The 17,377-nt window shown below is 71.2% G+C and carries 16 protein-coding genes; 7 read left to right on the top strand and 9 right to left on the bottom strand.

The window, feature by feature from the left end; all coding sequences use genetic code 11:
- Positions 1–151 precede the first annotated feature (151 nt).
- Positions 152–1,327, top strand: coding sequence for a threonine aldolase family protein (locus tag ACH4SP_RS15860; protein WP_398414944.1), 1,176 nt, complete (start codon positions 152–154; stop codon positions 1,325–1,327).
- On the opposite strand, the gene ACH4SP_RS15855 is transcribed toward ACH4SP_RS15860, so the two are convergent.
- On the bottom strand, positions 1,324–1,641 hold the full coding sequence (locus ACH4SP_RS15855) for a hypothetical protein (protein WP_398414942.1): 318 nt from the start codon (positions 1,639–1,641) through the stop codon (positions 1,324–1,326). The genes ACH4SP_RS15860 and ACH4SP_RS15855 overlap by 4 nt on opposite strands.
- A gap of 132 nt (positions 1,642–1,773) precedes the next feature.
- Here ACH4SP_RS15855 and ACH4SP_RS15850 point away from each other — a divergent pair, with 132 nt between their 5' ends.
- On the top strand, positions 1,774–2,892 hold the full coding sequence (locus tag ACH4SP_RS15850) for a DUF5937 family protein (protein ID WP_398414940.1): 1,119 nt from the start codon (positions 1,774–1,776) through the stop codon (positions 2,890–2,892).
- A 25-nt stretch (positions 2,893–2,917) separates the two neighbouring features.
- Here the strand turns inward: ACH4SP_RS15850 and ACH4SP_RS15845 are convergent, their stop codons facing one another.
- Positions 2,918–3,601, bottom strand: a complete 684-nt coding sequence (locus tag ACH4SP_RS15845) for a response regulator (protein ID WP_398414938.1) — start codon at positions 3,599–3,601, stop codon at positions 2,918–2,920.
- 111 nt (positions 3,602–3,712) lie between these two features.
- Positions 3,713–4,909 carry a histidine kinase gene (locus ACH4SP_RS15840; protein WP_398414936.1) on the bottom strand — a complete coding sequence of 399 codons (1,197 nt, stop codon included), beginning with the start codon at positions 4,907–4,909 and terminating at the stop codon, positions 3,713–3,715.
- A gap of 106 nt (positions 4,910–5,015) precedes the next feature.
- Between ACH4SP_RS15840 and ACH4SP_RS15835 the strand changes: the two genes are divergently transcribed.
- Positions 5,016–6,056: an SAM-dependent methyltransferase gene (locus ACH4SP_RS15835; RefSeq protein ID WP_398414933.1), complete on the top strand. Its 1,041-nt coding sequence runs from the start codon at positions 5,016–5,018 to the stop codon at positions 6,054–6,056.
- Between the two features lie 215 nt (positions 6,057–6,271).
- The gene (locus tag ACH4SP_RS15830) at positions 6,272–7,417 is read left to right on the top strand and encodes an NADH-quinone oxidoreductase subunit D (RefSeq protein ID WP_398414931.1); all 1,146 of its coding nucleotides are present in this window, start codon (positions 6,272–6,274) and stop codon (positions 7,415–7,417) included.
- Positions 7,418–7,435: 18 nt separating this feature from the next.
- Here the strand turns inward: ACH4SP_RS15830 and ACH4SP_RS15825 are convergent, their stop codons facing one another.
- The 4 genes from ACH4SP_RS15825 to ACH4SP_RS15810 form a co-directional block, all read right to left on the bottom strand.
- Complete coding sequence (locus tag ACH4SP_RS15825) at positions 7,436–8,584, bottom strand: hypothetical protein (protein WP_398414929.1); 1,149 nt, start codon at positions 8,582–8,584, stop codon at positions 7,436–7,438.
- 151 nt (positions 8,585–8,735) lie between these two features.
- Positions 8,736–9,713, bottom strand: a complete 978-nt coding sequence (locus tag ACH4SP_RS15820; protein ID WP_398414927.1) for an ABC transporter substrate-binding protein — start codon at positions 9,711–9,713, stop codon at positions 8,736–8,738.
- A gap of 71 nt (positions 9,714–9,784) precedes the next feature.
- Positions 9,785–10,453 (bottom strand): ABC transporter permease, encoded by a 669-nt coding sequence (locus ACH4SP_RS15815; RefSeq protein WP_398414925.1) that lies wholly within the window; start codon positions 10,451–10,453, stop codon positions 9,785–9,787.
- Positions 10,454–10,458: 5 nt separating this feature from the next.
- Positions 10,459–11,190: an ABC transporter permease gene (locus tag ACH4SP_RS15810; RefSeq protein WP_398414922.1), complete on the bottom strand. Its 732-nt coding sequence runs from the start codon at positions 11,188–11,190 to the stop codon at positions 10,459–10,461.
- Positions 11,191–11,381: 191 nt separating this feature from the next.
- On the opposite strand from ACH4SP_RS15810, the gene ACH4SP_RS15805 reads away from it, so the two are divergent.
- Positions 11,382–12,569, top strand: a complete 1,188-nt coding sequence (locus ACH4SP_RS15805; protein ID WP_398414920.1) for an ABC transporter ATP-binding protein — start codon at positions 11,382–11,384, stop codon at positions 12,567–12,569.
- 76 nt (positions 12,570–12,645) lie between these two features.
- Here ACH4SP_RS15805 and ACH4SP_RS15800 read toward each other — a convergent pair whose 3' ends face one another.
- On the bottom strand, positions 12,646–13,758 hold the full coding sequence (locus ACH4SP_RS15800) for an alpha/beta hydrolase (RefSeq protein WP_398414918.1): 1,113 nt from the start codon (positions 13,756–13,758) through the stop codon (positions 12,646–12,648).
- Positions 13,759–13,907: 149 nt separating this feature from the next.
- Between ACH4SP_RS15800 and ACH4SP_RS15795 the strand changes: the two genes are divergently transcribed.
- Positions 13,908–15,743 carry a phosphatidylglycerol lysyltransferase domain-containing protein gene (locus ACH4SP_RS15795; RefSeq protein WP_398414916.1) on the top strand — a complete coding sequence of 612 codons (1,836 nt, stop codon included), beginning with the start codon at positions 13,908–13,910 and terminating at the stop codon, positions 15,741–15,743.
- Between the two features lie 127 nt (positions 15,744–15,870).
- Here ACH4SP_RS15795 and ACH4SP_RS15790 read toward each other — a convergent pair whose 3' ends face one another.
- Positions 15,871–16,797 carry an NADP-dependent oxidoreductase gene (locus ACH4SP_RS15790; RefSeq protein ID WP_398414914.1) on the bottom strand — a complete coding sequence of 309 codons (927 nt, stop codon included), beginning with the start codon at positions 16,795–16,797 and terminating at the stop codon, positions 15,871–15,873.
- 103 nt (positions 16,798–16,900) lie between these two features.
- Between ACH4SP_RS15790 and ACH4SP_RS15785 the strand changes: the two genes are divergently transcribed.
- The gene (locus ACH4SP_RS15785; protein ID WP_398414912.1) at positions 16,901–17,374 is read left to right on the top strand and encodes a MarR family winged helix-turn-helix transcriptional regulator; all 474 of its coding nucleotides are present in this window, start codon (positions 16,901–16,903) and stop codon (positions 17,372–17,374) included.
- Positions 17,375–17,377 lie beyond the last annotated feature (3 nt).

Below are 17,377 nucleotides of genomic sequence, written 5' to 3'. Positions count from 1 at the left end.
AGTCCGCAGGGGGTACCGGACGATTGCCCGTCATGCTACGCCAGCGTTTCCGGGGCTTCCTGGGGTGCGGGCCGCGGGGCCTCGCCCGTCTGTCCACAGGCTGTGGGGAAATCCCGGTGCCGCTCTCCGCCCGGTACGCGATCATCGGCGGATGACCGACAGCGAAAGCAAGGACGACGGCACCGGCAACGGCACCGGAGCGGGCACGGACCAGAAGCGGCGCAGGCAGGCCGCCTGGAGCGGGGCCCGCCGGATGCTCGCCCGTGGCCCCGTCGAGCAGCGGATCGGCGACCGGCTGGCCGCCCTCGCGGCCGACGCGGGCACCGTGTACGACCTGGACGACTGGACCGACGTGTACGGCGACGGCGTCGTCGAGGAGCTGGAGCGGCGCACCGCCCGCACCCTCGGCACGGAGGCCGCCGCGTTCTTCCCCACCGGCACCATGGCGCAGCAGATCGCGCTGCGCTGCTGGGCGGGCCGCACCGGCAACAACACGGTCGCCCTGCACCCCCGCGCGCACCCGGAGCTGCACGAGCGCAACGCCTTCCACGAGGTGAGCGGGCTCCGCACCGTGCACCCGACGGACGAGCCCCGCCTTCCCACCGCCGACGAGGTGCGCGACCTCGACGAGCCCTTCGGGGCGCTGATGCTGGAACTGCCGCTGCGCGAGCCCGGTTTCGTCCTGCCGACGTGGGAGGAGCTGACGGAGGTCGTGGCGGCCGCCCGGGAGCGGGACGCGGTCGTCCACTTCGACGGGGCGCGGCTGTGGGAGTGCACCGCGCACTTCGGGCGTCCTCTTGAGGAGATCGCGGCGCTCGCGGACAGCGTGTACGTGTCGTACTACAAGTCGCTGGGCGGGATGTCCGGGGCCGCGCTGGCGGGCCCGCAGGCGCTGATCGACGAGGCGAAGGCCTGGCGCCACCGCTATGGGGGCCAGCTCTTCCAGCAGTACCCGGCGGCGCTGAGCGCGCTGGTCGGTCTGGAGCGGGAACTGCCCCGGCTGCCGGGCTACGTGGCGCATGCGAAGGTGGTCGCGCAGGCGCTGGGCGAGGGGCTGGCGGCGGCGGGTGTGCCGTGGTTCCGGGTGAACCCGGAGGTCCCGCACACGCATCAGTTCCAGGTGTGGCTGCCGTACGCCGCCGATGTTCTGACGGAGGCGGCGGTACGGCAGGCGGAGGAGACGGGAACGGCGCTGTTCCGCCGGTGGTTCCCCGGTGAGACCCCGGGCATCTCGGTCACCGAGGTGACGGTGACGGCCGAGGGGCTGAAGTGGACGGCGCAGGACGTGGCCGCTGCGGTGGCCGAGTTCACCGGCCGGCTGCCCTAGCTGCAGCCCGCCGTGCGGGGCGCGGTGGCGGTCCGTACGGCGGGCGCCGTACGGGTGCGGGACGCGGCGGTACGGGTCTCAGCGGTACGGATCCGGGACGGGCGCAGTCGGGCGGCCAGCCGTGCGGCGGCGGCCCGCAGGTAGGAGCGGCCGGGCTGTCCGGCGACCACGGCGCGGAAGCGGAGGTCGTCGCGGACCGTGTCGCGGAGTTCGCGGACGGCCTGCCAGTCGTGCTCGCCGGGGGCGGGCGGGGTCGGGGTGCCGTGCTGGGCGGCGCGGTAGGCGTCGAACATGTGCTGCTGGGATGCGGTCATGGCCTTTACGCTGCGCCGGGCCCGTCGGCCCTGGCCAATCGATTGACAAGGCTCGTCAATCGATCGGCCGTCGATTGACGGGGGCCGTCAATCGACGGCCGGATTGTCAGTGGCGGCGTGCACCATGGGGCCATGAGCGTTGTCATCGACATCACAGGTTTGCCGCCCGAGCGGATCGACTTCGCGATCACGCCGCTGGGCGAGCTGGGCATGGCCCTGCACGCCCTGTGCGAGCCCGGCCACCACCCGGGCCAGCACGGCTGGGCGACGGCGACCGCCGCCGGGCTGAAGCCGGACCTCGCGGACCGGCTGACCGAGGCGGACTTCCTGTGGCGGACGACGTTCTCGGACGTGTTCCTGCCGTTCGCCGGGGTCAAGGGCCGGTCGGGCGGGCCGGGGACGACGCTCGCGGAGGACCTGGACCTGCTGGACCGGCTGACCGACGAGGAGTTCGTGTCGGCCGCCCTGGAGTTCACCTGCTCCAGCATGTACGCGGTGGACGGGCCGTCACCGCTCGTGGACGACGCGCTCCGGACTCGTGCCCTGGACCTCGCGGCGGCGCGCGGACCCAAGCAACTGGACTTCACCCACCGGCTGCTGACGGACCCCGGCTCCGTCCGGCTCTGGCTGCGCCGGCTCTTCGAGGACTGCGACGAGGCCTTCTTCGCGGACACCTGGCGACGGGTGCGCAGCCAGCTGGCCGCCGACGCCCGCCACAAGCACGACCTGCTGCGGCGCAGGGGTCTCGCCGAGGCGCTGCACGCGGTCTCCCCCGCCCTCAGCCTGGACGAGAGCGGGCACCGCATCCGGGCCGACAAGCTGGCCGAGGGGCACACCAGCGCGGTGGACCCGGAGGTCGGCGCGGGTCTGACCGCCGTGCCGTCCACCTTCGGCTGGCCGCACCTGCTGGTGCTGCACGCCCCGGGCTGGCGTCCGGTGATCCACTACCCGGTGGGCGCACCGGAGCTGCCCTCGCCCGCTTCCGTGCACCTGCTGCAGCAGCGGCTGGAGGCGCTGGCCCACCCGATGCGGATGCGGCTGTGCCGGTTCCTGGCCCGGACTCCGTACACGACGGGCGAGCTGGCCGACACCATGGCGATCACCGCGCCCGAGGTCTCCCGGCACCTGTCCGTGCTGAAGAAGGCGGGCCTGATCACGACCCGGCGCCGCGGCCGGTACGTACTGCACCAGCTGGACACCACCGTGGTGGCCCGGCTGGGCAGCGACTTCCTGGAGGGGGTGCTGCGGTAGGCGCCGCCGACGGGCCGATGGCCGACTAGAGGCTGCCGGGCGAGCCCCCGGCGCGTACCAGCCCCGTCTCGTACGCGAGGACGACCACCTGCACGCGGTCGCGCAGTCCGAGCTTGGTCAGGATGCGGCCGACGTGCGTCTTGACGGTGGCCTCGGAGAGGACGAGACGGGCGGCGATCTCGCCGTTCGACAGGCCCTGGGCGACCAGCAGCATGACCTCGCGCTCGCGGTCGGTGAGCTTCTCGACCGCCTTGTTCTGCGGCTCCTTGGACGAGCTCGGCAGCATCGGCGAGAAGCGGTCGAGCAGGCGGCGGGTGGTGGACGGGGCGACGACCGCGTCCCCGCTGTGCACGGAGCGGATCGCGGCCAGCAGCTCGGCCGGCGGCACGTCCTTCAGCATGAAGCCGCTGGCGCCCGCCTGGAGCCCGGAGAAGGCGTACTCGTCGAGGTCGAAGGTGGTCAGGATGAGCACCCGCGGCGGATCCTGCTGCGCGCAGATCCGCCGGGTCGCCTCCACCCCGTCCAGCCTCGGCATGCGTACGTCCATCAGCACGACGTCGACCGCGGTGGTGCGCAGGATGTCGATCGCCTCCTGCCCGTCGCCCGCCTCGGCGACGACCTCCATGTCCGGCTGGGCGGCCAGGACCATCCGGAAACCGGTGCGCAGCAGCATCTGGTCGTCGACGAGCATCACGCGGATCGGCGGCATGGGAGGGGACCTTCCGGAGAGCGGATTGGAGCGGGTCGGAACGGGTCGGAACGGGGAGCCGGTTGAGGGGGCCGGTTCAGCGGGCCGGTTCGGCCCGAGCGGATTCAGGTGTCAGTGGGCCGGTTTGAGCGGGAGCAGGGCGCTGATGCGGAAGCCGCCGCCCGGACGCGGTCCCGCGTCCAGCGTGCCGCCGACCATACCCACCCGCTCGCGCATCCCGATGAGGCCGTGGCCCTGGCCGTCGGCGCCGCCGTCCTCGTACAGCTCGTGGGAGGCGCCCCGGCCGTCGTCCTCGACGAGCAGGCCGAGCCCGTCGTCGAAGTACACCAGGCGCACGCTCGCGCCCGCCTCCGGGCCGCCGTGCTTGCGGGTGTTGGTGAGGGCTTCCTGCACGATGCGGTACGCGGTGAGCTCGACGCCGCTGGGCAGCGGGCGGGCGGTGCCCTCGATCTTGAAGTCGACCGTGAGGCCGGCGGTGCGGACCTGTTCCACCAGGTCCTCGATCTGCTGCACGTCCGGCTGCGGGACGTACTCGCCGCTCACCTGCTGCTCTCCCGTACGCAGTACGCCGAGCAGCCGGCGCATCTCGGCGAGCGCCTGGCGGCCGGTCGTCGAGATGGTCTCCAGGGCCTGTCGGGCCTGGTCTGGCGAGGCGTCCATGACGTACGCCGCACCGTCCGCCTGCACCACCATCACGGACACGTTGTGCGCGACGACGTCGTGCAGCTCGCGGGCGATCCGGGCGCGCTCGGCGGCGACGGCGACCTTCGCCTGCGCCTCGCGCTCCTTCTCCAGCCGGGTGGCCCGCTCCTCCAGCTGCGCGAAGTACGCGCGGCGGGTGCGCAGCGAGTCACCGAGGACCCAGGCGAGCAGGAAGGGGATGGTCAGGAACACCGCGTACGCGATCGGGGCTGCGGCCCCCGGGGCCTTGTCCACCGGCCACCGGAGCTGGGAGATCGCCGCCGCCAGCAGCGAGCCCCCGAGCGCCAGCCGGGAGGCCCAGCGGGCGCCGTTGGCAGCCACCGTGTACACGATGACGAGCATCGCGAAGTCCGCCAGGTTCGGCTCGATGTCCAGTGCGACCTGGGCGGCCCCGACCGCGATCGCGACCAGCAGCATCCACTCCGGGAAGCGGCGGCGCAGCGCGACCACGAGGCACAGCACGAAGATGCTGACGACGCCCGCCGCGAGGCTGCTCCCGTCGATGACACTGGCCGCCGCCATCGCGGACATCCCGAGGAGAATCACAGCCCAGAAGCTGTCGACGCTCGTCGGGTGTCTGCGGATGAAGTCGTAGAGGCGCTGCACGTATCCAGCGTAGGGAAACCGCAGAGGTCAATGGGTCAACCGGAGGGGCGATCCGGTGGGCGGGCCACTACTCCCCAAGGTGGAGACGCAGTGGAGACTTGGCGCCGTGAGAGACGAGACGGATCCGCCGGACGCAGGACACCGCGAGGGACCGGAGTGGCTCGGCTGGCGTGAGGCGACGGAGGCCGCGCTCTACGGTCCCGGCGGTTTCTACCTGCTCCCCGAGGGCCCCGCAGGCCACTTCCGTACGTCCGTGCACGCCTCCGCACTGTTCGCGGGGGCGGTGGCGCGGCTGTTGGTGCGGACGTACGAAGAGCTGGGTGGCGGTCCTGGCGGTCCTGGCGGGATCGATCTGGTCGACATGGGTGCCGGGCGGGGGGAACTGCTGACGGGTGTGCTGGCGGCGCTGCCCGAGGGCTTCGCGGTGCGTGCGTACGCCGTCGAAAGGGCGGCAAGGCCGGCCGGACTCGACCACCGCATCGAGTGGTGCGCCGAGCCGCCGTCGGGCGTCACCGGTCTGCTCTTCGCCAACGAGTGGCTGGACAACGTGCCGGTCGACGTCGCGGAGGTGGACGAGGACGGGGTGAATCGGTACGTGGAGGTACGGACGTCCGACGGCGCGGAGCGGCTCGGCGCTCCCGTGACCGGTGCGGACGCCGAGTGGCTGGCGCGGTGGTGGCCGCTGGAGGGACGGCCGGGCCATCGGGCGGAGATCGGGCGTCCGCGGGACGAGGCGTGGGCGCGGGCGGTGGCGACCCTGGACGCGGGGCTCGCGGTGGCCGTGGACTACGCGCACGAGCGGGGCGCCCGGCCGCCGTTCGGCACGCTCAGCGGTTTCGCGGCCGGGCGGGAGGTGCGGGCGGTGCCGGACGGGGGGTGCGACGTGACGTCGCACGTGGCGCTGGACGCATGCGGGGCGGGGGTCGTCGGGGCGGGTGTCGCCGATGCCGACCGGACCGAACTGATCACCCAGCGGGAGGCCCTGCGGCGGCTCGGCGTAACGGGCGAACGCCCGCCACTGGCACTGGCATCGACGGACCCGACGGCGTACGTCCGGGCCCTGGCCACAGCAAGCGAGGCCGCGGAACTGGGAGCACGGGGCGGACTGGGAGACTTCGGATGGCTCGAACAGGGGGTGGGCACCTAGCCCCCTTGGGCAGCGGGGCCGCCCCCCGGGGGCAGTGGGGTCTCCCCTGCTCCTTAAGAGCTTGGGGAAGGGTGGGCAAGGGGGCGGCCCCCGCGCGGAGCGCCCCTCCCGCTCCGGCCCACGCTCGCTCCCGCCCCGTGCACGGACTGCGTCCGCGCGTCCTCAAACGCCGGACGGGCTGAAGATGCCCGTACTCCCAAGGGATACTGTCCCCCATGACGCAGACGACGACAGTCGGCATCGGCGGCGCGGCCGAGTCCACCGACATGGTGCTCAACATCGGCCCCCAGCACCCCTCCACCCACGGCGTCCTGCGCCTCAAGCTCGTCCTCGACGGGGAGCGCATCCAGCACGCCGAACCCGTCATCGGCTACATGCACCGCGGCGCCGAAAAGCTCTTCGAGGCGCGCGACTACCGCCAGATCGTCATGCTGGCCAACCGCCACGACTGGCTGTCGGCCTTCTCCAACGAGCTCGGTGTCGTCATGGCCGTCGAGCGCATGCTCGGCATGGAGGTCCCGGAGCGCGCGGTCTGGACCCGTACCCTCCTCGCCGAGCTGAACCGGGTTCTCAACCACCTGATGTTCCTCGGCTCGTACCCCCTCGAACTCGGCGGCATCACCCCCGTCTTCCACGCCTTCCGCGAGCGCGAAGAACTCCAGGCCGTCATGGAGGAGGTCTCCGGCGGCCGCATGCACTACATGTTCAACCGGGTCGGCGGCCTCAAAGAGGACGTGCCGGCGGGCTGGCTCGGGCGGGTGCGCGACGCCGTCGCCTCCGTCCGTTCGCGCATGGACGTGTACGACGGCCTGGTCCTCGGGAACGAGATCTTCCGCGGCCGTACGCGCGACGTCGGCGTGCTGTCGGCCGAGGCCGTCCACGCGTACGGCGTCTCCGGCCCCATCGCCCGCGCGTCGGGGGTCGACTTCGACCTGCGGCGCGACGAGCCGTACCTCGCGTACGGCGAACTCCAGGACACCCTCAAGGTGGTGACCCGCGAAGAGGGCGACTGTCTGGCCCGCTTCGAGTGCCTCCTCGAACAGACCCACAACGCCCTCGACCTCGCCGACGCCTGTCTCGACCGGATGGCCGACCTGCCGCCCGGACCGATCAACCAGCGGCTGCCGAAGGTCCTCAAGGCCCCCGAGGGCCACACATACGCCTGGACCGAGAACCCGCTCGGCATCAACGGCTACTACCTGGTCTCCAAGGGCGAGAAGACCCCGTACCGGCTGAAGCTGCGCTCGGCGTCGTTCAACAACATCCAGGCGCTGACGGAGCTGCTGCCGGGAACGCTGGTCGCCGATATGGTCGCGATCCTCGGCTCGCTCTTCTTCGTCGTCGGAGACATCGACAAGTAGTGCGCTACGGAAGGGACTTCAGGAGCTGATCGCGCTCCTGAGGTCCGCCACGTCCAGCTGCTCGGTCTCGTCGTGCGCCGTCAGGTCGATGACCTCACCGACCGCGTCACGGCCTGCGGCGGCAAGCGACGCCCGGTGGTGGTCGGCCAGCGCCTCCTCACCGACGACGTCCGCGAGGTCCTCGTGCTGCACGTGCTGCACGGCCTGCTGCTGTACGGAGTCCCTGACCGGCTCCAGCGCGGACGCGTCCGTGGCCGGGGCAGAAGCGGCAGGGGCAGGGGCAGGGGCAGAAGCCGGGGCCTTCCCGCCGGCACCCGTACCCGTGCCCGTACCGAAGAAGTCGAAGCCGCCCTGCTTCCGTACGGCGGGAAGGTTCTGCGGGGCGTACGGGGCGAGGGCCGCGGAGGCGCGCGTGTGTTCCCGCAGATCCGGGGCCGGAACCGGGACTGGGGCCGGGGTCGGGGCCGGGGTCGGAACCAGTGCTTCCGCCGACTGCGCGTCCACCCGCGCCGGAGCCTGAGCCGGAACGTGTACTTCCAGCGCGGTGGTCGAAGCCGCCGCGGTCTCGGCCGCCTCCGCGCGCTCCCGCTGCACCGCCCTGTTCCGCCCCAGGTTCTCCAGCGCCGCGGCCGCCCGCATGTACGCGGCCGGGGTCGGCGTCGAGGCTGCCGCGGGCAGTTCCTTCGGAGCAGTCTTCGGAGCGGTCTTCGCCGCCGCCTCAAGAGCGAGCTGGCGACGGCGCTCCAGGGCCGTCGCGCGCTCGGTCTCGGCGGTCGCGTACCGGCGCAGCAGCGCGGCGTGCTCATTGCGCAGCCCGGCCAGCTCCACGCGCTTGGCGCGCAGTTTCGCGTCGAGCCTGACCCGCAGCGCGCGCGATTCCTCAAGGTCGCCCTCGATGTCGGCGACGCGCTCCTCGGCCTTCCACACGTCGGCCTCGCGCGCCCGGGTCAGTTCGGCGACCTTGAGGCCTGCCCTACGGTCCCAACTGCGCATCAGGGTCGCCCCGGTGACGGCCGCCGCCGCAGCGGCGGCGACCAGTGACCGGAGCACCACGGGTTCCGCCACGAACCAGGCACCGACGGCGCACACGAGCGAGACGCCCGCGACCGCCGAGGAGGGCAGCAGCTTGTGCAGGGGTGGGGAATGGCGGTGGCGTCCACGTGGCATGGCCTGAAATTTACCGTGTGCGGGACACGGATGGGGCACCGCTCGGCAATCTGTTCCCTTGCGGTTACCCAGAGCCCTGTCGAACCGCTCCCGAAAGCTGTCGAACCACTGCCGAAACAGGTCCGGACGGCACCCCGATTCCTTCAATCCGCTACTTCTTGATGAGGTTCTTCTCCTCCAGATATGCCTTCGCGACATCGGCCGGCTTGGCCCGCTCGATGTCGACCTTGCGGTTCAGTTCACCGAGATCCGCCGTGGTCAGCGCCTTGGTGAGCCTGCCGAGCGCCTCGGCGACGGCCGGGTCGCCCGCTTCCTTGGCGTTGACGACGGGCAGCAGGTTGTCGGCGTTCTGCAGCTTCTTGTCGTCGTCCAGGAAGACGAGGCCGAAGCTGTCGATCGTGGCGTCCGTCGTCGTAGTGAGGACGAGCTGGTCCTCACCGTCCTTGACGGCCTGCTTGGACTGCGGGGTGCCTACGCCCTTGGGGTCGATGCCCGCAACGTCGATGCCGTACTTCGACTTCAGACCGGGCGCGCAGAACGGCCGGATCTCGCATTCGTCGCCCGCCGCGATCTTTACCTTGATCTTGGACTTTCCCAGGTCGGAAAGGGTTTTGAGGTTGTTCTTCGCGGCGAATTCCTTGGTCACCGCGAAGGCGTTCTGGTCGACGGCCTGTCCAACGGGCAGGACTTTCAGCCCGAGCGGGCCTGCCAGCTTCTCCAGCGCGGCGACAGTGGCGGCGGCGTCGCTGGAGGCGAGCGGCTTCTTCTCGGCCTCCTTCGCCCCGTTCACCTTGGCGTTGAGGAATTCCGTGATCGTCGCCGCGTACTCCGGCACGACGTCTATCTCGCCCTTCTCCAGCGAGGGTTCGTACAGCTCACGGTTCTTGACGACGGTCACCGAGGTGGCGAACCCGGCGTCCTTGAGAACCAGCGCGTACAGCTCCGCCAGCACCTTGGACTCGGTGAACGCGGCGGCGCCGACCACCAGCGAGCCCTTCTTGCCGCCCCCTGCGGGTGCTTCGGCGCCGGGCTTGCCCTTCTCCAGGCTGTCGCCGCCGCACGCGGCGAGCGACCCGGTCAGTGCCACCAGGCCGACTACCGCACCCGCGAGGCGTGAGGTCTTGCTCATGAGGGTTCACCATCCATGAAGTGCACGAGGTGCAGGAAATAGGGACACAGCAGAGAGAAACCGGCGCACCGTCAGACGGTCTTCCGCAGCGGCGAGAACAGTCGGCCGAGCAGCACGAGCGCACCCTCCACCAGCAGCGCGAGCAGCGCCACCAGCAGCGCCCCGGCGACCACCTGGGCGGTGTCGTACGTGTTGAACCCGGCGGTGATGATCCGTCCGAGCCCGCCCTGGCCGACCATCGCGGCGATCGAGGCGGTGGCCACCACCTGGACGGCGGCCGACCGCAGCCCGGTCATCACCAGCGGGTACGCGAGGGGCAGTTCGACCCGCAGGAAGAGCTGCATGCCCGACATGCCCATGCCGCGCGCGGCCTCCACCACCGCCCGGTCCACCTCGCGCATCCCGACGTACGCGTTGGTGAGCAGCGGCGGCACCGCGAACAGCACCAGCGCGATGATCGTCGGTACGTATCCGGCGGAGCGCAGCGGCGAGACCATGAACAGCGCCAGCACCGCGAACACCGGGACGGCCCGCCCCACGTTGGAGATGTTGACCGCGAGCGCACCTCCCTTGCCGAGGTGTCCGAGCACGAAGGCCAGCGGCAGCGCGAGCAGACAGGCCAGGGCGAGCGCGACCCCGCTGACGTACAGATGCTCCGTCAGCCGGGTCCAGACCCCGCCGTCCCCGGACCAGTTCGAGCCCGTGACCAGCCAGGTCCAGGCGTCGCCGAGCACACCCATCGAAATCAGCCCGCCTCAACAGCCGCAGAAGTCTTCTGTATTCGAGCCGTACGGGGCTCGGGCTTCGCCCGGGACACCCGGGTCCACGGCGTGAGCAGCCGCTGGAGTCCGAGCAGCAGCAGGTCCGCGACGAGGGCGAGCAGCACGCACAGCACGGACGCGGCGAGCACCTGTGCCTTGAAGAAGGTGGGCAGTGCGTCCTCTATGAGGTTGCCGAGGCCGCCGCGGCCGACGATGGAGCCGACCGTGGTCAGCGCGACCGTCGAGACGGTGGCGATCCGCACCCCGGCCATCAACGCGGGGAGCGCGAGCGGCAGTTCGACCTCCCAGAGCATCCGCCACGGCCCGTACCCCATCCCGCGCGCGGCCTCCCGGGCCTCTTCCGGCACCGCTTCGAGGCCGGCCAGGATGTTCCGCACGAGGATCGTCAGCGAGTACAGCACCAGGCCGGTGATCACGAGCGCCGCCGAGAGCCCGAACAGCGGCAGCAGCAGCGAGAACATCGCCAGCGAGGGCACCGTGTAGAGCACGGTGGTCAGGCCGAGGACCGGTCCGGCGAAGCGCTTGTGCCGCCGGGCCAGGAGCGCGAGGGGGAAGGCCACGGCCAGCCCGATCAGCACCGAAGCCACCGTGATCCAGATGTGCTGGAGGGTCGCGTCGGTCAGCTCCTGGCTGCGGGAACGCAGGTACTCCCCGCAGATCCAGTCGTTCGTCGCCAGACAGCTCTGCTCACTCATCCGTCCCCACCTCCCCCGTCCCGGCCGTTCCAAGCGGCTCGGTCGACAACTGCTCCGCACACACTTGAGAACGTATGTTCAAAGACCATATCGCCGACCACTGACAACGGGCCCGGCCCGGTTCGGGCTGCCACAGCACGGCAACACGCCCTTCACACAAGACCCGTCACCAGCCGTCACAATGAGGACCCATGATCCGGTTCGAGCACGTCACCAAGCGCTACGCCGACGGGACGACCGCCGTCGACGACCTGTCCTTCGAGGTCGCCGCGGGTGAACTCGTCACGCTCGTCGGCCCGTCCGGCTGCGGCAAGACCACCACCATGAAGATGGTCAACCGGCTCATCGAACCGACCGAGGGCCGCATACTCCTCGACGGCCAGGACATATCCACCGTCGACCCGGTGGAGCTGCGGCGCCGCATCGGCTACGTGATCCAGCAGGTGGGCCTCTTCCCGCACAAGACGGTCCTCGACAACACCGCGACCGTCCCGCACCTGCTCGGCGTGAAGCGGCCGCAGGCCCGCGCGCGGGCCGCCGAGCTCCTCGACCTGGTGGGCCTCGACCCCAAGGTCTACGGCTCCCGCTATCCGGAACAGCTCTCCGGGGGCCAGCGCCAGCGCGTCGGCGTCGCCCGTGCCCTGGCCGCCGACCCGCCCGTGCTCCTCATGGACGAGCCGTTCGGCGCGGTCGACCCGGTGGTCCGCGAGCACCTGCAGAACGAGTTCCTGAAGCTCCAGTCGCAGGTCCGCAAGACGGTGCTGTTCGTCACGCACGACATCGAGGAGGCGGTCCGGCTCGGCGACCGCATCGCCGTCTACGGGCAGGGCACCGTCGAGCAGTTCGACGCCCCCGCCGTCGTGCTCGGCGCGCCCGCCACCCCGTACGTCGCGGACTTCGTCGGCGCCGACCGCGGCCTCAAGAGGCTGTCGGTCACTCCCATCGAGGAGAGCGACCTGGACCAGCCGCCGGTCGTCCACCTCGACGACTCCCTCAGGAGCGCCACGGCACGGCTGTCGGCCGAGGGCGCGCGCTGGGCCGTCGTACTCGACAGCGAGGACAACCTGCACGGCTGGATCCCGGCCGGGGCCACGGAGCCGGGCGGGCCGAACACGGACGGACCGCACAAGGGCGGGACGGTGCGGGAGCACGCGCGCCGGATGGAGGCGTGGCTTCCGGTGGGGGCGTCGCTCAAGCAGGCGTTCGCGACGATGCTCCAGCACGACGCGGGGTGGATCGCCGTCATCGACGAGCGGAGCGAGGGCCGGTTCCTGGGGGTGCTCACCCCGGCCCGGCTGCACGAGGCCCTGCGCCGGTCGATCGACGCGGACGGCCGCAAGGTGGCCCGTACGGAGGTGGAAGTGGAGACCATCGGCTGACAGCGGCCCAGGGGCCCCAAGGCCCGGCTCCCGGCTTCCGACTCCCGGCCCCCGGCTCAGGCGGTGACCCGGCGCGTCAGGCCGTGAGCTTCTTGCTCAGCCACTCGATGGTGGCGGGGATCGAGCGCTTCCAGGTGTTGAAGTTGTGACCGCCGCTGTTCAGCGTGATCGACGAGACGTGCGTCGGCGGCTTCACCTTGCTGATGAACTCCGCCGTCGGCTTCTTGTTGTCCTCGCCCTTCTTGCTGGTCGTGACCAGCAGGGAGGTCTTGGGCGCCGGCAGGTTGTCCAGCGCCCACAGGAGGTCGGCACGCTTCTTGAGGTTCGCGTTGCCGCCGAAGAGGTCACCGGTCGTCGGGTCGTCGGCCGCCTTGTAGTACGGGGACAGACCGGCGCCCGCGGCGAACTTGTCCGGGTGCGCCATGGCGATCTTCACGGCGCAGTAGCCGCCCGTGGAGTTCCCCATGAAGCCCCAGTTCTGCGCCTTCGTGCCCACGCGGTACGCGGACGAGACGGCGCGCGGCAGGTCGTCGGCGAAGAAGGTCTCGGTCTGCGGGCCGCCCGGAATGTCCACGCACTCGGTGTCGCGCGGCGGTGCGACGGTCGGCCGCATCATGACCATGACCATCGGCTGCGCCTTGCCCGCACGGGCCTGCATCAGAGCGGTCTGCGGGTAGCGGAGCCCTTTGATCAGGTTCATCGCGGTGCCCGGGTAGCCGGTGAGCACGACCGTCGCGGGGAACTGCTTCTTCGCGTACTTCGGCTGGAAGTACTCCGGCGGCAGGTACACGTAGGCCGGGCTGACGATCTTCGACTTCGCGCCCTCGATCCGTACTTCCTGTATCTGTCCGCCGACGGACGGTTTGTTGCCGCCTGGGACGTCCATGGCGCGCGTGCCGATCAGCTGCGCCTGCTTGTTGGCGCCCGCCGCGTGGTCGACGACCACGCCCATCTCCTCCTCCTGGCCGAAGAGGTCGGCCCAGGACCCGTAGAAGAGAAACGATTTGTTAGCAGCGAGGCCGACCGCGGCGAACAGCGCCAGCTGGGTCGCCAGCAGCAGGCCGATCCGGCCGAGGACGGCCCGCCAGCTGCGGCCGGACAGCCGCGGCCAGAGCCAGATCGTGGCGGCGAAGAGCAGGACCGCGATCAGAAGAGCGAGCGCGAGGACCTTGGTACTGGTGAGACCCATGACGAGATCGTTACTTCCTGGATGAGAATTTCCTGAGAGCCGAGTGAACCCACCCCCCGGAAGCGCCGTCCTAGTGAACGCACATTGTCCGGACGGACCTTCTCCAGGTTCCACGGGCATAAAACCTCTCGCGGAAACCTCGGGAAGCGATGTCAATCAGAATAGATGGGGATAAGTCCGGAGCGGTTCCGGATCGGGTGCGGCGGATCCTGCGCGGTCCGCGACCCGAGAAGGTCCCCGCGCTGGTGGGCGCGGCGGTCACTCTGGTGGGCCTGCTCGACATCGTGGCCGGGGTCGTCCCCCGCTTCCGGCACAGCCGGATGCACAGCGTGGCCGAAGTCCTTCCGGGTACGTTCGGCCCGTTCGCCGCCGCCTTCTCGCTGACCGTGGGGGTGCTGCTGCTCCTCCTCGCCCACGGCCTCAAGAGGCGCAAGCGGCGCGCCTGGCGGTCCGCCGTGGTCCTGCTGCCGGTCGGTGCCGTCGCGCAGCTCGCCTACCGGAGCTCCTGGCTGGGCGCGCTGATCGCGCTCGCACTTCTCACACTGCTGATCGTCCATCGGAGTGAGTTCGCCGCGCTGCCGGACCCGCGCAGCCGCTGGAAGGCGGTCGCGAACTTCGTCCTGACCGGCCTGGGCTCGATCGGGCTCGGTCTGCTGATCGTCAGCTCCCACCCGAAGACGATCGTCGGCAGCCCTGGCTTCGGCGACCGCCTGGTGCACGTCCTCTACGGGCTGGCCGGCTTCGAGGGCCCGATCGACTACACCAGGCAGGCTTCCTGGACGGTCGGCTACTCGCTGGGCGCCCTCGGCTGGATCATCGCGATCACCACGGTGTACCTGGCCTTCCGCCCCGAGCACCCGGCCGCCCGGCTCACCGAGGAGGACGAGGTGCAGCTGCGCGGCCTGCTGGCCAAGCACGGCGCCCGCGACTCTCTGGGCCACTTCGCGCTGCGGCACGACAAGGCCGCCGTGTTCTCCCCCAGCGGCAAGGCCGCCGTCACCTACCGCGTCGTGTCCGGCGTGATGCTGGCCAGCGGCGACCCGATCGGCGACGTCGAGGCCTGGCCCGGCGCCATCGAGCGGTTCATGGAGGAGGCCAAGGCGCACTCCTGGACGCCGGCCGTGATGGGCTGCTCGGAGACCGGCGGCGAGGTCTGGACCCGCGAGACCGGCCTGGACGCCCTCGAACTGGGCGACGAGGCCGTCGTCGACGTCCCGGACTTCTCCCTCTCCGGGCGCGCGATGCGCAACGTGCGGCAGATGGTCAAGCGCATCGAGCGCAACGGTTACGAGACCCGGGTGCGCCGGGTCGGCGACCTGGACGCCGAGGAGCTGGACCGCATCCGCCGGGCCGCCGCCGACTGGCGCGGCACGGAGACCGAGCGCGGCTTCTCGATGGCGCTGGGCCGGGTAGGCGAGCCGGGCGACGAGGACTGCTTCATCGCGACCGCCCACAAGGCCGACGAGGAGGGCGCGGCGCCCGGCCCGTACGGCGACATCAAGGCGGTGCTGCACTTCGTCCCCTGGGGCCCGGACGGCATGTCCCTCGACCTCATGAGGCGCGACCGGGCGGCCGACCCCGGCATGAACGAGCTCCTGATCGTCGCCTCCCTCACGGCGGCCCCCGGTCTCGGCATCAAGAAGGTGTCGCTCAACTTCGCGATGTTCCGCTCGGCGCTGGCCCGCGGCGAGAAGCTGGGCGCGGGTCCTGTGCTGCGGGGGTGGCGCGGGCTGCTGGTCTTCCTGTCCCGGTGGTTCCAGATCGAGTCGCTGTACAAGTTCAACGCGAAGTTCCAGCCGCGCTGGGAGCCGCGCTTCGTGGTCTTCCGGACGACCGGTGACCTGCCGCGGATCGGTTTCGCGGCGATGCAGGCGGAGGGCTTCGTCACGCTGGGGCTGCCGCGGCCGTTCGCCCGCAAGGCCTCCTCAAAGAGGGCCACGTCACCGTGCGCCCACGTGGAGCGGGCGGCCCAGCCGGTGGCGTAGGGGTTCGATACCCAGCCCTCTTGGGCACAGGGGCCGCCCCCTGGGGCGGAACGGGTGGGCAAGGGGGCGGCCCCCACGCGGAGCGCGCCCCCTCGCTCCGGTCCACGCCCACGCCCACGCACCCGCCCTACGCCACGCTGATCGCGATCTTCCCCCGCGTGTGCCCGCCGATGCTCTCCCGGAAGGCGTCCGCGGCCTTCTCCAGCGGATAGACCGCCGCGATCTCCACCGTGAGCTCGCCCCGTTCCACCAGCTTCCCCAGCGCCGTCAGGTCCGCCGAGTCGGGCCGCACGAAGACGTAGTCCCCGCCGAGCCCCTTCACCGCCCCGTCCGCGATGGACGCCAGCCGCCCGCCGCTCGCGAGCAGCTCGGGCGACACCTGGAGCGCCTCCCCTCCCACGAGGTCGAGCACCGCGTCCACACCGTCCGGCGCGATCTCCCGCACCCGGCCCGCCAGCCCCTCCCCGTATGCGACGGGCGTGGCGCCCAGCGACCGCAGGTACTCGTGATTGCGCTCGCTCGCGGTGCCGATGACCTCGGCCCCCAGCGACCGCGCGATCTGCACGGCGAGCGAGCCGACACCGCCGGCCGCGGCGTGCACCAGGACCTTGTCCCCCGCCCGCACCTTCAGGTTCCGCGTCAGCGCCTGGTACGCGGTCAGCCCGGCCAGCGGCAGACCCGCCGCCTCCTCGAAGCTGATGCCGGCGGGCTTGCGCGCCAGGGTGCGTACGGGCGCGGCCACGTACTCCGCGAAGGTCCCCCGGGACACGAAGTCCTCCCGGACGTAGCCGATGACCTCGTCGCCCTCGGCGAACTCCGACACGGCCACGCCCGCCTTCTCGACGACGCCCGCCACGTCCCACCCCGGGATCACCGGGAAGACGGCGTCCAGCGCCGGGTCCAGGTATCCGGCCAGGATCTTCCAGTCGACCGGGTTGACCGAGGCGGCGCGGACCTTGACCAGTACGGAGTCCGGGCCGAGCTTGGGCTCGGGCCGCTCGCCGTACTCCAGGGCGTCGGGGCTGCCGTATGCGCTGTACGTGATGGCCTTCATGGGGAAGCACTCCAGACTCAATGGTTGACAATCTCAAGTAATTGTTACGACGGTAAACCTCAATCGTTGAGATGGTCAAGTTTCCCGGCGTACACTGCATGTCATGCCAGCCAACCCGCCGAACCAGGCCCACCCGCCGACCAAGGCCGAACTCGTCGACCGGCTGGCCGCGTCCTTCGGTCTCTATTACGGGGACTTCACGCTCGCCGCCGCCACCGCAGGGCTCACCGCCAGTCAGGCCAAGACGCTCAGCGTGCTGCGCTCGTCGCCCGCCCCCATGCGCGCCCTCGCCACCACCCTGGCCTGCGACGCCTCCAACATCACGGGCATCGTGGACCGGCTGGAGAAGCGCGAGCTGGTGCGCCGCGAGCCCAGCGCCACCGACCGCCGCGTCAAGAACGTCGTGCTCACCGAGCACGGCGAGACCACCATCGACGCCATCCGGGCCCGGATGCACACCACGCTGGCCGGTCTCGACACCCTGGACGACGCGGAGCGCACCGCCCTGTTCACGCTCCTCGGCCGGGTCTACCCCGACGGCCCGGGCGGTCCGGAAGGTTCGGAGACCAAGCGCTGACGC

It is taken from the genome of Streptomyces sp. NPDC021093, from assembly GCF_044333135.1.
In the GTDB taxonomy this organism is placed as follows: domain Bacteria; phylum Actinomycetota; class Actinomycetes; order Streptomycetales; family Streptomycetaceae; genus Streptomyces.
This window is presented reverse-complemented; position numbering and strand designations above follow the sequence as displayed.

Coding starts and splice junctions, on each gene's coding strand:
- ACH4SP_RS15860 (WP_398414944.1), top strand. CDS start 152: ATGACCGACAGCGAAAGCAAGGACGACGGCACCGGCAACGGCACCGGA.
- ACH4SP_RS15855 (WP_398414942.1), bottom strand. CDS start 1,641: ATGACCGCATCCCAGCAGCACATGTTCGACGCCTACCGCGCCGCCCAG.
- ACH4SP_RS15850 (WP_398414940.1), top strand. CDS start 1,774: ATGAGCGTTGTCATCGACATCACAGGTTTGCCGCCCGAGCGGATCGAC.
- ACH4SP_RS15845 (WP_398414938.1), bottom strand. CDS start 3,601: ATGCCGCCGATCCGCGTGATGCTCGTCGACGACCAGATGCTGCTGCGC.
- ACH4SP_RS15830 (WP_398414931.1), top strand. CDS start 6,272: ATGACGCAGACGACGACAGTCGGCATCGGCGGCGCGGCCGAGTCCACC.
- ACH4SP_RS15825 (WP_398414929.1), bottom strand. CDS start 8,584: ATGCCACGTGGACGCCACCGCCATTCCCCACCCCTGCACAAGCTGCTG.
- ACH4SP_RS15820 (WP_398414927.1), bottom strand. CDS start 9,713: ATGAGCAAGACCTCACGCCTCGCGGGTGCGGTAGTCGGCCTGGTGGCA.
- ACH4SP_RS15815 (WP_398414925.1), bottom strand. CDS start 10,453: ATGGGTGTGCTCGGCGACGCCTGGACCTGGCTGGTCACGGGCTCGAAC.
- ACH4SP_RS15810 (WP_398414922.1), bottom strand. CDS start 11,190: ATGAGTGAGCAGAGCTGTCTGGCGACGAACGACTGGATCTGCGGGGAG.
- ACH4SP_RS15805 (WP_398414920.1), top strand. CDS start 11,382: ATGATCCGGTTCGAGCACGTCACCAAGCGCTACGCCGACGGGACGACC.
- ACH4SP_RS15800 (WP_398414918.1), bottom strand. CDS start 13,758: ATGGGTCTCACCAGTACCAAGGTCCTCGCGCTCGCTCTTCTGATCGCG.
- ACH4SP_RS15795 (WP_398414916.1), top strand. CDS start 13,908: ATGTCAATCAGAATAGATGGGGATAAGTCCGGAGCGGTTCCGGATCGG.
- ACH4SP_RS15790 (WP_398414914.1), bottom strand. CDS start 16,797: ATGAAGGCCATCACGTACAGCGCATACGGCAGCCCCGACGCCCTGGAG.
- ACH4SP_RS15785 (WP_398414912.1), top strand. CDS start 16,901: ATGCCAGCCAACCCGCCGAACCAGGCCCACCCGCCGACCAAGGCCGAA.